The organism is Sphingomonas sp., from assembly GCF_041661825.1.
Classification (GTDB): Bacteria; Pseudomonadota; Alphaproteobacteria; order Sphingomonadales; family Sphingomonadaceae; genus Sphingomonas.
Genome location: NZ_JBAZTU010000002.1, coordinates 736,272 through 750,175 on the forward strand (window position 1 = coordinate 736,272; position 13,904 = coordinate 750,175).

Sequence of the window (13,904 nt, forward strand, 5' to 3'; positions counted from 1 at the left end):
GGGTTGAAGGCGACGATCTGGCATAATCCGCGCTGTTCCAAGTCGCGCGAGACACTGGCGATCCTGCAGGAGACGCCCGGCGTCGAAGTCGAGGTGATCGAGTATCTGAAGACCCCGCCGACCCGCGAGAAGCTCGCCGCGCTGTACCAGCGGGCCGGCATGACCCCGCGCCAGGGCCTGCGCATGGCCGAGGATGCAGCGCGCAGCCTGAAATATGCCGATGGCGACGCGATCCTCGATGCGATGATGGTCGACCCGATCCTGATCGAGCGGCCACTGGTCGAGACCGAAAAGGGTGTCAGGCTCGGACGGCCGCCGGAGAAGGTGCGCGAGATCCTGTAGATCGGAGCACCGATTCTCCAACTTTCCCAGCGTTTGGGGGACTAGTTTTTTTCTTCCGCTGTTATGTTGGATTTTCGGCACGAATTTCCTCTTAACTTTCAGGTACTTGGAATGGGTTTTCCCTGTTATGGATAACAGCGGAAAAACAGCGGAAGAATTGCACGAAAACAGCGGCTGTTTTCCGCTGTTCCCGGCAGATTTCGTCGCCGATATTTTCCTTCATGATGTCAAAGAGCCGGCCGAGGCGAACCGCGTCCGATGCCATGCTGGAGAGATGTCGGCCGAAGTTGAATCGATCCGCCCGCTTGCCGGCCGGTCAGACCGGCGCGAGCATGGTCCGATCGGCGATCCATGCCCGGAGCGACGGGCGATCCGGTAGTTCGATCCGGCCGTAGCGCCGCCTCACGAGCTGATCCTTTTCCAGGCCCCGCAGCGCCGTGCCGATCGCCACCCGCGAGACGCCGAACCGCGCCGCCAGTTCCTCATGCGTGGCGGTGACCCCGTCCTCCCCGGCCGTCGCCAGCAACAGCTTGGCCAGCTGCACCCTGAGCGGCAGGCGGCGGAGATCGTCGGCGAATTCGAGCAGCGCGTAGAGCCGCCGCGCCATCATCGTCATGATCGCGCGGGTCAGCGCGGGGTTCGCCTCGGCGAAGCGCTCGTAAGCGGCGGGCGAGACAAGATCGATCAGGGTGGCGCCCTTCGCCACGGCGTCGTGGGTGCGCGGGAGGTCGGCGAACAGGGTCATCTCGCCGAAGCAATGGCCGGGGCCGAGGATCGAGGTGATGACGAACGACCCGTCGAGGCCAGGATTGCCGATCTGGACCGCACCGTCGCGGATGATCGACAGGCCGGGCCGGGCATCGCCGCGGGCCTGGACCAGTGCGCCCTCGGCATAGGACATGCGTGTGCCGGAGGCGCAGAGGCGTTCGAACATTCCCGGCGGCAGCATCGAGGCAAGGCCAGGTGCGTCGAGGAAAACCAGACCAGCCACGCGACCCTTAATTGCAACGGACTTGGCGATTGTGCCGCTTACAAAGCGTGCGCGGTCAGTGGTCGTAGCCATCCGTCCCGGGATTTCCAATGCCATCCGGTTTTTCGGACGTGTCACCTGAGCGGACATGTCCGCGAATGCCGCGAAGGACCAGGACGACCAGTACCGCCAGGATGGCTAATGCGATCAGGCCCGATGTCATTCCGACTTCTCCGATTGCAAAGAACTTGTCATTCATACGCGCGCGGCTCTGCTACCACAAGCTTGAGAGCGCTCCACCAGGAGCGCCGGGGAGAGCGCCATGAAGGTCGAGCTGATCGCGATCATCGCCATCTATGTCGGGTTCGCGCTGGCTGAGGCGATCTCCACCGGGTTCTTCCGCAAATCGGGCGCGACGCGGCAGGATGCGGTGGTCGAGGTGATCGGCACGACCGTGCTGCTGGTGGTGACTCAGCCGCTGGCGCTCGCGGGCGGGATCTTCCTGGCCCATCTCGCCGCGCCCGAGGCGCAAGGCGCGCTTTCCGGCTGGCCGATCCTCACGCAGATCGCCTTGCTGCTGCTGTGCGACGACATGATGCAATATTGGTGGCACCGGCTCTCGCACACCGTGCCGTGGCTCTACAATCTGCACCGGCCGCACCACAATGCCGAGTATATGTCGGTGCGGATCGTCTATCGGAACAACATCTTCTATTATCTGCTGATGCCGTCGCTCTGGCTGTCGGGCGTGCTGGTCTATCTCGGGCTGGGCTGGGTCTATGCGGGGTACGTCGTGGTCAAGATGGCGGTGATCATCGCGGCGCATTCGGACCGGCGCTGGGATGCGCCGCTTTATCGGGTGCCATGGCTGTCCCCGGTGATGTGGCTGGTCGAACGCACCGTCTCGACGCCCGCGACGCATGCCGCGCATCACGGCAAGCATGCCGATGACGGCGTGACCCACTATAAGGGCAATTTCGGCAATCTGCTGTTCTTCTGGGACGTGCTGTTCGGCACGGCGAAGATCACGCGGCGCTATCCGGAGAAGATCGGGGTGGAGAATTTGCCGGCGACCACGGCTGCGGCGCAGTTGTTGTGGCCGCTGGTGCCGGCGCCGCGTGACGGGAAACCCAAATAGCTTCGCCCGCTACCTGCCTTTTGACGCGGATTCGCGACAGTGGAGATCAGCGGCGTAGACGCGCCATCCAGCGACGGTCGCCGCACGTTCGCGATCTGAGCCGCCGTTCACGATCGATCCGAAGCTCGCCCCGGTTATCTGGTTCAGGATAGCGTCCAGCGCATCTACGACGAGTTCGGGTCCATAATGCCGCGTCCCCTCGAAAGCGTCCGCAGCGTGGTTCACCAGAGAGATCGACTTCTCCGCGAGCGGACGGCGGTCATCCATCTGCGATACGAGCGCCGGGACCGCCTCGGGGCCCAGCGCGACCAGCCGGTCGAACAGCTGTTGCTGCGCCCCGCCCTTCACCTGGCCGAGACGGGAGAGGAGATCGCGAACCGCCCGCTCGTGAGGGGCTGACGGGGTCGTGCGCCAGACGCGCAGTATTTCGTTCTGACGGGCGACCTCGGCCGTGACGGCCGCAACCTCGCTTTCCGATCCGGGCCGCAGCGCAGAGGGCGTATACCCGGCGAAATAGAGGCCGGCCTCCCCCTCATCCACCCGTGTGAGGAAGAGAAGGGACGGAGCGCCTGCCAATTGGAGCAAGGCGGCATTCGACGGCTTATATGTTTCGTCGACCGGGTAGACGCGGACTATAGCCTTTTTCGAGTCCTCGCCTTTCAGCGTGCGCGTGACCTCGACCGGGATGTTCAACCACTCGGGCGCTTTCTGTTGCGCTCGCCTGGAGAGTTCTGCTGTCGGCAGGTCCATTCTGCCGAGGACAATCAAATCCGAGCCGGCCGCCAAGTCGCTTAGCCCCTGGTCGACCGGACAGGCCGTCGCGATCATTCGATCCTCTGCGGCGACCGCAGCTACCGGTGTGCCGAGCATCGCTATCGCGATCGCGATCGAACCTGCAAGCCAGGTCATTCCGTTTCCCGTTCCCGTCACTTCAGCGGTCTATATACAGCGCGAGTTCGGCAGTCTGCTGTTCTTCCGGGACGTGCTGTTCGGCACGGCGAAAATCACGCGGCGGTCTCCGGAGAAGATCGGGGTGGAGAATTTGCCGGCGACCATGACAGCAGCGCACTGTCCCTAATTATCGTGTCTCATCTCAGGGGTACACTCCAGGGGGCGGTCCACGTAGAATTTAGTATAGTGTCCCCGAATCTAAATCAGGTGATACCTAGCGCACCAACGGACCACGCCGCTCCAAAATTTCGGTCGACATAGTTAGTGTCCCCGGACGCCCCTTGATGCCGTCCTCCGGCGCCTGCAAACTCGACCGGGATCGAGCATGCAGGAGCCGCGATTGACTGACCGTGTCGCCAGCCTTTCGGAGCGGGAGCGCGCGGTGTTGCGCCTGTTGTTAGCCGGCCATGACGCCAAATCCGCGGCGAATGCCCTTGGTCTATCGGTGCACACCGTGAACGAGCGGCTGCGGGACGCGCGGCGCAAGCTTGGGGTGTCGAGCAGCCGCGAGGCGGCGCGCCTGTTGTGTGCGTCGGGTGCTGGCGACCCCAAATTCCTTGGGGACAAGGATATCGGGGTTGGCGACCAGGGCTCCACCATGGCTGTTCGCCCCCGGGACGCGATGCGGACCGCAGGCGGCAACCGCCTGTTTCTCTATGCAGGTGGAGCAATCCTCATGATATTCCTGACTCTGTCCTCGATCCTGTTCTGGGTCTCTGCGCCCGACCAGAAGAGCGAAGGCCCGGCCCCAGCCGCCGCCCCAAGAGTCGTCGCGACCTATCCGGCACGGGGCGACACGATCCCCTCCGGGCCGCTCACGCTCTCGGTCACGTTCGACCAGCCCATGCGCGAAGGGAGCTTTTCCTTCGTCCAGATGTCGGCGGAGACCTATCCGGCGTGCGAGCCGCGGCCGCAGGTTTCAGCGGACGGGCGGACCTTCACGCTCCGTTGCACGACGCTGCCGGGCCGGCGCTACGAGATCTGGTTTAACCGGGCGCCCTATATGAACTTCAAGTCCGTGACGGGCATGCCCGCCCAGCCCTTCCAACTGGTGTTCAGAACGCGTTGACGAGTATTTCGGTGACGTCACCGAAAATGTGACCATCGCGTCCGGGAAAGCTGAGCGGGAGACATCTTCATCGTTTTACGAAACGCCCGGAATGCCTGGTGATGCCTCAGTGCGTCGAACAGACCACGCCGCTCCAGAATTTCGCGTGGCATCCCCAAACGAACCGCGCGTCTGATCCTCCGTGCGTTTCTATCGAGGAGAAACCGATGGGGATTGCCGCCGAAATTGGGATAGTCGAACGGTGAGGGGTTTCCCCCCGCTGCCGCGCAGCGGCGCATTGCGCGCCAGACGGATATGGACTGCCGGCTGGATACAGCAGCAGCATGGCCCCGCTTTTTTCCGTCCCGCGAAAACCCCGACTGCCACGCAAACTGGTAAAAAAGGCAACCCGGATCAGCATATCTATTCACGACGCCCCCCTTTTGCATGCCGTGGTCAGGACGCACTGACGAAGGGATCGGTCGCCGTCGCGTAATGCGCCATCGCCATGGTGGTGAGCTGCGCGTTCACGCGGATGCAGCTCGAAAAGGTGCTGGCGTCGGTGACCAGCACGTTCGCGGTGCCATGGACGCGGCAATCCAGGTCGACCACGCCCTTTTCCGGATCGGCGTTGCGGGCGTTGCCGCCCTGGGGGTGCGAGCTGGACAAAGTGACGTCGTCCGCCTCGCCGATGTGGCGGTCGAAAAAGGCGTCCACATCCTCGCCCTTGCGTAGCGTCTGGCCGCGGGCGAGGGCTGGATAGACTTCGGTGGCACCCGCGGCGAAATGGACTTTCGCAAGCGTGCCGAGGGCGCGGCGGAGCAAAGGCAGCTCGACATCGGCGCGCAGCTTGAAGTGAAGCGTGCCGCCGATCAGCCGGCCCTGGCGGTCAGCGGGGAAGAGGATGCCGGCGGAGGCGAGCCTGTTGTAGTTGAGCATCCGATTTGCATGGCGGCCGAACCAGCCGGGCATCAGGGTCGACATGCTCATCGGCGGCTGGAAGTGCGATTCGAGCAGGAAATCGCCGCGATCGACATAGGTCGCCATCTGATCCTCGTCCCAGGCGCGGACTTGCCCCGGCATCAGCGCGACCACCGGGCAGGCGATGTTGAGCGAGATGCCCTGCCCCGTGCCCTCGATGCCGCTTTTGTCGAGGATCCGGCTCGACGCCATCGTGCCGGCGGCGACGACCACGCCCCTGGTCGCCTGGATCGTGCGGCGGGTGCCATCGGGGAGCAGGACCTCCACGCCGGTCGCGACGCGGCGCCCGTCGCCATCGGGATCGCCCCAGACGATCTTCTCGACCCTGGTCTCGGCGAGGATGCGCGCGCCCGAGCGGCGCGCGTCGATCAGGAAGGACTGGGCCATGCCCTGCTTGCGGCCATAGGGGCAGCCGGTGTTGCAATAGCCGCAATAGGCGCAGTCCGCCTTGAGGCTGCGCGGGCCGTAATTCTTGCTGAACCAGAGCGCTGGCGCGGCGGTGTCCATCGGGTCCGTACTGGCAGCGGCATGCGCGGCCCAGCCGTTGAGCAGATGGGTGCCGTTGTTGCGGCCGCTTCTCGGGTCGATCGGCTCGATGCCGAGCCGGGTCTCGACCGCGCGATAGGAAGCCTCGAACCGCGCCGTGTCGACCGGCGCGCCGAGCGCGGCCCAGGTGGCGAACACGTCGTTCGCCTGCGGGTGCGTGAGGCCATCCTGCTTCACGCGCAGCGCGATGCCGTTGTTGATGACGGTCGAGCCGCCCACACAATGGCCCTGGAAGACGACGATGTCGTGGTCGCGGCTCGTCTGCACGCCGCCATCGACGAAGAGGCGCGCGGTCATGCGGCGTTCCTCGTGCGTGATCGCGCCCGAGGGGAAATGCGGGCCGGCCTCGATCACCAGCACGTCGTGATGGCGGGCGAGATTGGCGGCGGAGACAGCGCCGCCGGCGCCCGAGCCGATGACGATCACGTCCGCGGAAGCGGGCGCCTCGCTGGGGTCGAGCACATCGTCATGCGCGAGGTCGCGGCCGGGAAACGGCTCGATCTGCACTTCGCGGACGCCACGCTTGCGCTGATGAGGCAGCTCGAAACCGATCGCCTGGAGCACCGGATTGGCATCATTGTCGACCTCGGCCGCGCCGATCCAGTGGCCGTAATAGCCGGCATAGACGATGCCCCGGATGCGGGCGAGATCCTGCATCAGATTGTTGCGGCTGCGCTGGAGCCGCTTCGCCACGCGCCGCTTGCGCCAGGCCGGGCCCATCAGCAGGAAGAGCGGGCCGCCCATGAGCAGGCAGATCAGATAGAGGGTGAAACCGATCTCGCGCGGCTTGCCGCCTTCGACCATGCCGAACTGGTGCTGGAGATTGGCGACGACGCGCTCGGGCGGGATCTTCATGTCGACGCCGTGGAACAGCGCCTCGGTCAACGCCTTGAGGATCGCCGCCTGCAGCGGATTGAACGGATCGCGCATCGTCGAGTGTCCCCCTGTGTCCCGGCGGGATCGTAGCGGCGCGATATTGCAGCGGCGAGTCGGACCACAACCAAGACCGCGCTATTGCCGGCGCGCCGCGAGAACCTGTTCGGCGATGCGGTCGAGATGGGTTTCCCAGGTGCCGCAGCATCCACCCCACACATCGATATGCGGATAGCGTGCCGCCAGTGCGCCCATGCGTCGGCCGAGATCCGCGGGGTCGCCGCTTTCCAGATGGCCGAGCTGGCAAAGCTCAATCTTGTCCATCGAGACTGCATTGGGCCTGAGGCTGCGCAAACGGAGAATCCAGTCGCCGGGTTCGAGCGCCGGTTCGAATTCGAGCGGGTGCGAACAGTTGATGCCATAGAAGGCGGGGCGCGATTCTCCGGCCTGTGTATCGACCGCGTCGATCGCCTCGCGCAGCGACGGGCCGGAGTTGAGCCTGCTCGCGGCATCGAGCGAAAAGGACAGCGACAGCGGCAGGCCGTATGTCGCGGCGGCGCGCGACAAGCCGACTGCCTCCGGCACGGAATTGAAGGTCATCGCGCTGACGATGTCCACACCGGTTCTGGCCAGGGTCTCGAGTTGCGCGCTGTGATAGTCCTCCGACTCCTCCTCGGTGATGGTTCGATTGATCGAATAGGCATCGCCGCGAGGACCGATAACGCCCGCGATGCGGATCGCGGGAAGCTGGCCCTGATAGGGTGCGGCCGTGTCGTACAGGAAATCGATGCAGCGCAGCTGTACTTCGGCAAGGCCCGACGCCGAATAGCCGAGCAGCGCGGCCCAGTCGGGGCTCGCCCGGTAGTCGAGCCCGCCCATCAAGGCCCCAAAACCATGGCGCGCCGCAGTATCGAGATAGCGGCGATACATGCCCTGCAGTTCCCCGACCGCGGCCGGATTATCGAGCAGGGTGAACATCGCGAAGTGCGGCAGATCATAGCCGAACTTGTACATGATCTCGGTTTCCTGGCCGCCCTCCGTCAGGTACAACACGCCAGGTTCCGGGGTTGCGAAACGTGCGTCCATCCTGCCCTCCCTCGATCCGTTTCGCCCATAGCATGATTCGGACCGATCCGGCACCTCTCGGAAGGCTCTAGCCCGCTTGGCCATGCCCCGCTAAAGCCCGCGGGCATGAGCCAGATCACCCCCGAGATCGTCGCCCAGCATGGGCTTTCCGTGGAAGAATATGAGCGCGTGCTGCACGCCATGGGGCGCGAGCCGAACCTGACCGAGCTCGGCATCTTCTCGGTGATGTGGTCCGAGCATTGCTCGTACAAATCCAGCCGTATCCATCTGAAAAAGCTGCCGACCACCGGCCCCCAGGTGATCTGCGGCCCGGGCGAGAACGCGGGAGTCATCGATATCGGCGACGGCCAGGCCGCGATCTTCAAGATGGAGAGCCACAACCATCCGTCCTACATCGAGCCCTATCAGGGCGCGGCGACGGGAGTCGGCGGCATCCTGCGCGACGTGTTCACCATGGGTGCGCGGCCGGTGGCGAATCTCAACGCGCTGCGCTTCGGTCGGCCCGATCATCCCAAGATGCGGCATCTGATCGCGGGCGTCGTCCATGGCATCGGCGGATACGGCAATTGCGTGGGCGTGCCGACGGTCGGCGGCGAAGTGAATTTCCACCGTGCCTATGACGGCAACATCCTGGTCAACGCGATGACGGTGGGCGTCGCCGAGCAGGACAAGATCTTCTATTCGGCCGCGTCGGGCATCGGCAATCCGATCGTCTATGTCGGCTCCAAGACCGGGCGCGACGGCATTCACGGCGCGACCATGGCCTCGGCCGATTTCTCCGAGGATTCGGAAGAGAAGCGCCCGACGGTGCAGGTCGGCGATCCGTTCACCGAGAAGCTGCTGATCGAGGCGTGCCTGGAGTTGATGGCGTCCGACGCGATCGTCGCGATCCAGGATATGGGCGCGGCGGGGCTTACCTCCTCGAGCGTGGAGATGGCGTCCAAGGGTGGCGTCGGCATCGAGCTGGTGATGGATGCGGTACCGCAGCGCGAGACCGGCATGACGCCGTACGAGATGATGCTGAGCGAGAGCCAGGAGCGCATGCTGATGGTGCTCAAGCCCGGCCGCGAAGCGTTTGCCGAGGCGATCTTCCACAAATGGGAGCTGGATTTCGCGGTGATCGGCCATGTCACCGATACCGGGCGCATGGTGCTGAAGTGGCAGGGCGAGACGGTCGCCGACATTCCGCTCGGGCCGCTGGCCGACGAAGCGCCGGCTTATGACCGGCCCTGGGTGAAGACCCCGCCGCCGGCGCCGCTGACCAATGTGCCCGACACGAGCGATATCGCAGCCGATCTGCTGACGCTGATGGCGTCGCCCGATATCGCCAGCCGCCGCTGGATCTGGGAGCAGTACGACCACATGGTCGGCGCCGACACGGTGCAGCGCCCGGGCGGCGATGCCGCGGTCGTGCGGGTGCATGGGACCAACAAAGGGCTGGCGATCACCACGGATTGCACCCCGCGCTATTGCTTTGCCGATCCCTATGAGGGCGGGAAGCAGGCGATCGCCGAGGCCTATCGCAACCTTTCCGCGGTTGGCGCGAAGCCGCTCGCCACGACCGACTGCATGAATTTCGGCAACCCGCAGCGGCCCGAGATCATGGGGCAGTTCGTCGGCTGCATCGAGGGCATGGCCGAGGCGTGCGCCGCGCTCGATTTCCCGATCGTGAGCGGCAATGTGTCGCTCTACAACGAAACGAAGAATGACGACGGCACGGGAAGCGCGATCCTGCCCACCCCCGCGATCGGTGGCGTCGGGCTGCTCGACGACTGGTCGAAATCGGCGACGATCGCCTTCAAGGGCACTGGCGATGTCATCCTGCTGGTCGGGACTCGCTCCGGCCATCTCGGCCAGTCCTTGTGGCTGCGCGAAGTGCATGGCCGCGAGGAGGGCCCGCCCCCGCCGGTCGATCTCGCCGCGGAACGCCGGAACGGCGAGTTCGTGCGCGCGCATATCGCCTCGGGCGCATTCACCGCGGTGCATGACGTCTCCGACGGCGGCGTCGCGGTGACGATCGCCGAGATGGCGCTGGCGAGCGGCATCGGCGCGATGCTGCATGCCCCCCTGCCCTGCGGCGTGGCCTGTTCGCTGTTCGGCGAAGACCAGGGGCTGTATGTCGTGACGGTCGCCGACCATGCGCTGCTCGACACGCTGGCGGGCGCTGGTGCTGCCGGGATCGACGTCGAGCGGATCGGGCGGACCATCGCCGGGCGGCTGATCTTCGAGCTGCATGACGACGACCATGTCGTGACCTTGGCCGATCTGCGCGCGGCGCATGAGGGGTTCTTTCCGACCCTCATGGGCGACACGATCGTATAAATCACAATCGTCATGCCGGGCTTGTTCCGACATCCACCGTGCCTCACAATCGCCCGTGCGTTTGGATCAGTGGACCCCGGAACAAGTCCGGGGTGACGGTTAGGGGCAGGCCATGACCGCAGGATATTCCGGCACGCCGCTTGCGCAGAAGCTCGGGCTCAAACCGGGCATGCGCGCCTGGTTCCTCGACATGCCGGACAGCGTGCGGGCCGAGATCGGGGTGGACGCGCTCGGGCTGTCGGAGCAGGCGGCACCTTCCGCCGGGATCGAAGCGGCGCATATCTTCGTGACGCGGCGCGCGGACCTGGTCCGCGAGGTAGCGGGCTTGCGCGACCTGCTCGCGCCGGCGGGCTTCCTCTGGGTGTCCTGGCCGAAAAAGGCGGCGAAGACCGATACCGACATCACCGAGAATGTCGTGCGCGAGGTCGCGTTGCCGACGGGGCTGGTCGATGTGAAAGTCTGCGCGGTCGACGAGAAGTGGTCCGGATTGAAACTGATGATCCGAAAGAGCCTCAGGACGGCGTAGACCGGGCCGATTGCGGCCGATAGCTTCTCCCCAACGGGGCAGGAGCAGGATCGTGGAGTCCAGCTATTCTTCAAAGGCGCTCGCGCGGGCGATCGTGATCGCGACGGTGATTGCGGGGACGCTCGAGATATTGTCGGCGTTCGCCTTCGCGATCATGGCGGGGGGATCGCCGCTGGGCGTACTGCGCGGCGTCGGCGGAGCGATCCTCGACAGCGAGGCAGTCGGGCCGGTCACGCTCGCCGCGGGCGGCCTGGTGCTGCATTTCGCGATCATGACGGTGATGGCGGCGGTGTATCTGGTGCTCGCCGGGCGCATCGCGCTGCTCAACCGGCTCGCCGTGCTGAGCGGGGTCGGATACGGCCTGGTGCTGTGGAGCGTGATGTACTGGGTCGTGCTGCCGTGGCGCTGGCCGACCATGTTCCCGGTGATCGATCCCACGGAAGTGGCAATGCAGCTGTTCAGCCATGTCGTGCTGGTCGGCATCCCGATCGCACTGGTCGCCCGATCGGCGACCCGGTGGCGATTCACCTCCGACTTGATGTAAGCTGCCGCACGCGCTGCACCGGGGGACTGCATGACGACGACGGAAGAGATGGCGACGCCCGCGACCGGGCCGCGCAGGATCGCGACGCTTGACGTGATCCGCGGGGTCGCGGTGATGGGCATCCTGATCATGAACATCGTCGCGTTCGCGATGCCCGAGGTCGCCTATATGAACCCGGCTGCCTTTGGCGGACACACGGGCGCTGATCTGGCGGTGTGGGCGTTCAATTTCGTCCTTGTCGACGGCAAGATGCGCGGGCTGTTCTCCTTCCTGTTCGGCGCCTCGACCTTGCTGGTGATCGACCTGGCGACGGCGAAGGGCGAGAGCCCGGCCAAGGTGCATTTCTCGCGGATGTTCTGGCTGTTCCTGTTCGGCGAGGCGCACATGATCCTGTTATGGTGGGGCGATATCCTCCACCATTATGCGCTGATCGGCTGCATCGCGTACCTGTTCCGCAAGGCGGCGCCGCACAAGCTGGTCGCGATCGCGATCATCCTGTTGCTGGTCGAGTTCGCGTTGATCTCCTCGGTGACGATGAGCGTGCGCGCGAGCGAGATCGCGATGCAGGCGCCCAAGCCGAGCGCCGAGGCTGTCCGCCAATATCAGGAGTTCCAGCGCGGATTCGGCGTGCCGACGCCCGAGGCGCTGGCGAAGGACCTGGCGCTGCATCGCGGGCCCTATCCGGCGCTGATGGCGCACCGGCTGGCCAAGGCGCTGACGACGACCTTGCAGACCGTCGCCTTTGTCGGGGCGGAGACGCTGGCTTATATGCTGCTCGGCATGGCGTGCCTGAAATCGGGGATGCTGACCGGCGACTGGGATCGGAAGCGCTATCTGCGCTGGATCGTCATCGGTTTCGGGACCGGCGTGCCGGCCTATTCGGTGCTTGCCTGGTATGTGGCGTCGCGGGGTTTCGCGATGTTCCCGCTGATGCTCGGGTCGCTTGCATTGCCCGCCCTGTTCCGGCCGCTGATGATCATCGGCTGGGCGTGCCTGATCGTGCTGCTCGCTCGGTCGGGCGGCGCGATCGTCGCGCGGATCGGGGCAGCGGGGCGCATGGCCTTTTCCAACTATCTCGGCACCAGCATCCTCTGCTCGACTCTGTTCTACGGTTATGGGCTCGGCTGGTACGGCCATTTCTCGCGCGCGCAGCTCTATCCGGTGGTGATCGGGGTGTGGGTGCTGATGCTGCTCTGGTCGAAGCCCTGGCTCGCGCATTTCCGATTCGGTCCGCTCGAATGGCTGTGGCGATCGCTGGCGCGAATGCGGTTCCAGCCGATGCGCGGGGCCGCCGGGGGCGATTGAGCCTTCTGCGAGTGATGCGCAAAAGCGCTTGCGAGTAGTTCGCATTAGCCCTAGATCATGGTCAGGCGAGGGAGCACCCATGGTCGTTTGTATCTGTAATGCGATTCGTGAGCAGGATGTGCGCGAGGCGGCACGCGGCGGGGCGAAAAGCGCCTGCCAGGCCTATCGCACGCTTGGCCGCCAGCCGAAATGCGGCCAGTGCGTGCCGTTCGCGCGAGCCATTATCGATGAAGAGCGTGCGGCTGCGTAGCGTTCGCAAGCCCAGAAAACCGCAGATTTCCGCCATTTTTCGCCTGTTCGGAGTCCCTGTTCTGCGCTAGATTGCGCAGGCATCACGGAGACACGACATGAAGGGCGACCCCAAGGTCATCGACTATCTGAACGAGGCGCTCAAGAACGAGCTGACCGCGATCAACCAGTATTGGCTGCATTATCGGCTGTTCGATCACTGGGGCGTGCGCAAGCTCGCCGAGTTCGAGAAGCACGAATCGATCGACGAGATGAAGCATGCCGACATGCTGTCAGAGCGGATCCTGTTCCTCGACGGCCTGCCCAATTTCCAGCTGCTCGGGCGGTTGCGCATCGGCGAGACGGTCGAGGAAGTGCTGAAGGCCGATCTCGCACTCGAGATGGAGGCGCTGCCCCTGCTGCGCGACGCGATCGAACATTGCGAGAAGGTCCGTGACTATGTCAGCCGCGACCTGTTCCGCCGCATCCTCGACAGCGAGGAAGAGCATGTCGACACGCTCGAGCGCCAGTTCGAGATGATCGAGCGCATGGGCATCGCCAATTATGTGCAGCTGCAGAGCAAGGCGGCTGACGACGACGGTTGAGTGACCTCCCCTCCCTGCAAGGGAGGGGCCGGGGGTGGGTTAGCGGCGGCGGGGGCTCGATGCCCCCGCCGTTGCTGTTTGTAATGACGGTGATGAGTCTTTGAGCGCGCAGACGCGCGCACCCACCCCTAACCCCTCCCTTTCAGGGAGGGGAATTAAGAAGCGGCCTCGTTCGACAGGCCGTAGAAGTCCAGCGTCTGGGGCGTGACCCAGCCGTAATAATAGTTCAGCAGGAAGATGCCGAAGAGGATCGTCGCGACGATCGTCACGCGCAGTGCCGTGCGCCCCACGCGGAATTCATGGGGCGCGCTTTCGGCCTGGCCGGGCACGCGTTCGGTTCCTGCCTCGTCCGCCGTCCTGACTCCGAAGGGCAGGACGAGGAAGACCGAAAAGGCCCAGAACAGGAAGTAGATCGCGAGCATCGACGGCCAGCGCATCG

General features: G+C 64.9%; 15 protein-coding genes. 9 read left to right on the forward strand and 6 right to left on the reverse strand.

The genetic code is table 11. The features are described 5' to 3' along the window. Positions 1–3: 3 nt before the first annotated feature. Complete coding sequence (gene arsC, locus WC729_RS10765; protein ID WP_372852445.1) at positions 4–342, forward strand: arsenate reductase (glutaredoxin); 339 nt, start codon at positions 4–6, stop codon at positions 340–342. Positions 343–658: 316 nt separating this feature from the next. Here the strand turns inward: arsC and WC729_RS10770 are convergent, their stop codons facing one another. Next, a complete protein-coding gene (locus WC729_RS10770; protein ID WP_372852447.1) occupies positions 659–1,333 on the reverse strand; it encodes a Crp/Fnr family transcriptional regulator in 675 nt (224 codons plus the stop codon). A gap of 55 nt (positions 1,334–1,388) precedes the next feature. After that, positions 1,389–1,571, reverse strand: coding sequence for a hypothetical protein (locus WC729_RS10775; RefSeq protein ID WP_372852449.1), 183 nt, complete (start codon positions 1,569–1,571; stop codon positions 1,389–1,391). Between the two features lie 63 nt (positions 1,572–1,634). On the opposite strand from WC729_RS10775, the gene WC729_RS10780 reads away from it, so the two are divergent. After that, complete coding sequence (locus WC729_RS10780) at positions 1,635–2,450, forward strand: sterol desaturase family protein (protein WP_372852451.1); 816 nt, start codon at positions 1,635–1,637, stop codon at positions 2,448–2,450. A 9-nt stretch (positions 2,451–2,459) separates the two neighbouring features. On the opposite strand, the gene WC729_RS10785 is transcribed toward WC729_RS10780, so the two are convergent. Next, a complete protein-coding gene (locus WC729_RS10785; RefSeq protein WP_372852453.1) occupies positions 2,460–3,359 on the reverse strand; it encodes a hypothetical protein in 900 nt (299 codons plus the stop codon). A gap of 382 nt (positions 3,360–3,741) precedes the next feature. On the opposite strand from WC729_RS10785, the gene WC729_RS10790 reads away from it, so the two are divergent. Continuing rightward, positions 3,742–4,470, forward strand: a complete 729-nt coding sequence (locus WC729_RS10790; protein WP_372852455.1) for a helix-turn-helix transcriptional regulator — start codon at positions 3,742–3,744, stop codon at positions 4,468–4,470. 435 nt (positions 4,471–4,905) lie between these two features. On the opposite strand, the gene WC729_RS10795 is transcribed toward WC729_RS10790, so the two are convergent. Both WC729_RS10795 and WC729_RS10800 read right to left on the reverse strand, forming a co-directional pair. Continuing rightward, on the reverse strand, positions 4,906–6,906 hold the full coding sequence (locus WC729_RS10795; RefSeq protein ID WP_372852457.1) for an FAD-dependent oxidoreductase: 2,001 nt from the start codon (positions 6,904–6,906) through the stop codon (positions 4,906–4,908). An 81-nt stretch (positions 6,907–6,987) separates the two neighbouring features. Continuing rightward, positions 6,988–7,935: a homocysteine S-methyltransferase family protein gene (locus WC729_RS10800; RefSeq protein WP_372852459.1), complete on the reverse strand. Its 948-nt coding sequence runs from the start codon at positions 7,933–7,935 to the stop codon at positions 6,988–6,990. Between the two features lie 105 nt (positions 7,936–8,040). Between WC729_RS10800 and purL the strand changes: the two genes are divergently transcribed. From purL to bfr, 6 genes are all read left to right on the forward strand, one after another. After that, complete coding sequence (gene purL / locus WC729_RS10805) at positions 8,041–10,257, forward strand: phosphoribosylformylglycinamidine synthase subunit PurL (RefSeq protein WP_372852461.1); 2,217 nt, start codon at positions 8,041–8,043, stop codon at positions 10,255–10,257. 112 nt (positions 10,258–10,369) lie between these two features. Continuing rightward, positions 10,370–10,783, forward strand: a complete 414-nt coding sequence (locus WC729_RS10810; RefSeq protein WP_372852463.1) for a hypothetical protein — start codon at positions 10,370–10,372, stop codon at positions 10,781–10,783. A 52-nt stretch (positions 10,784–10,835) separates the two neighbouring features. Beyond that, positions 10,836–11,327: a hypothetical protein gene (locus WC729_RS10815; protein ID WP_372852465.1), complete on the forward strand. Its 492-nt coding sequence runs from the start codon at positions 10,836–10,838 to the stop codon at positions 11,325–11,327. A 30-nt stretch (positions 11,328–11,357) separates the two neighbouring features. Further along, positions 11,358–12,632: a DUF418 domain-containing protein gene (locus WC729_RS10820; RefSeq protein ID WP_372852467.1), complete on the forward strand. Its 1,275-nt coding sequence runs from the start codon at positions 11,358–11,360 to the stop codon at positions 12,630–12,632. Positions 12,633–12,711: 79 nt separating this feature from the next. After that, positions 12,712–12,882, forward strand: a complete 171-nt coding sequence (locus WC729_RS10825; protein ID WP_372852469.1) for a bacterioferritin-associated ferredoxin — start codon at positions 12,712–12,714, stop codon at positions 12,880–12,882. Positions 12,883–12,979: 97 nt separating this feature from the next. Continuing rightward, complete coding sequence (gene bfr / locus WC729_RS10830) at positions 12,980–13,465, forward strand: bacterioferritin (protein ID WP_372852471.1); 486 nt, start codon at positions 12,980–12,982, stop codon at positions 13,463–13,465. Between the two features lie 155 nt (positions 13,466–13,620). Here the strand turns inward: bfr and WC729_RS10835 are convergent, their stop codons facing one another. Continuing rightward, the gene (locus WC729_RS10835) at positions 13,621–13,902 is read right to left on the reverse strand and encodes a DUF1467 family protein (protein WP_372852473.1); all 282 of its coding nucleotides are present in this window, start codon (positions 13,900–13,902) and stop codon (positions 13,621–13,623) included. Positions 13,903–13,904 lie beyond the last annotated feature (2 nt).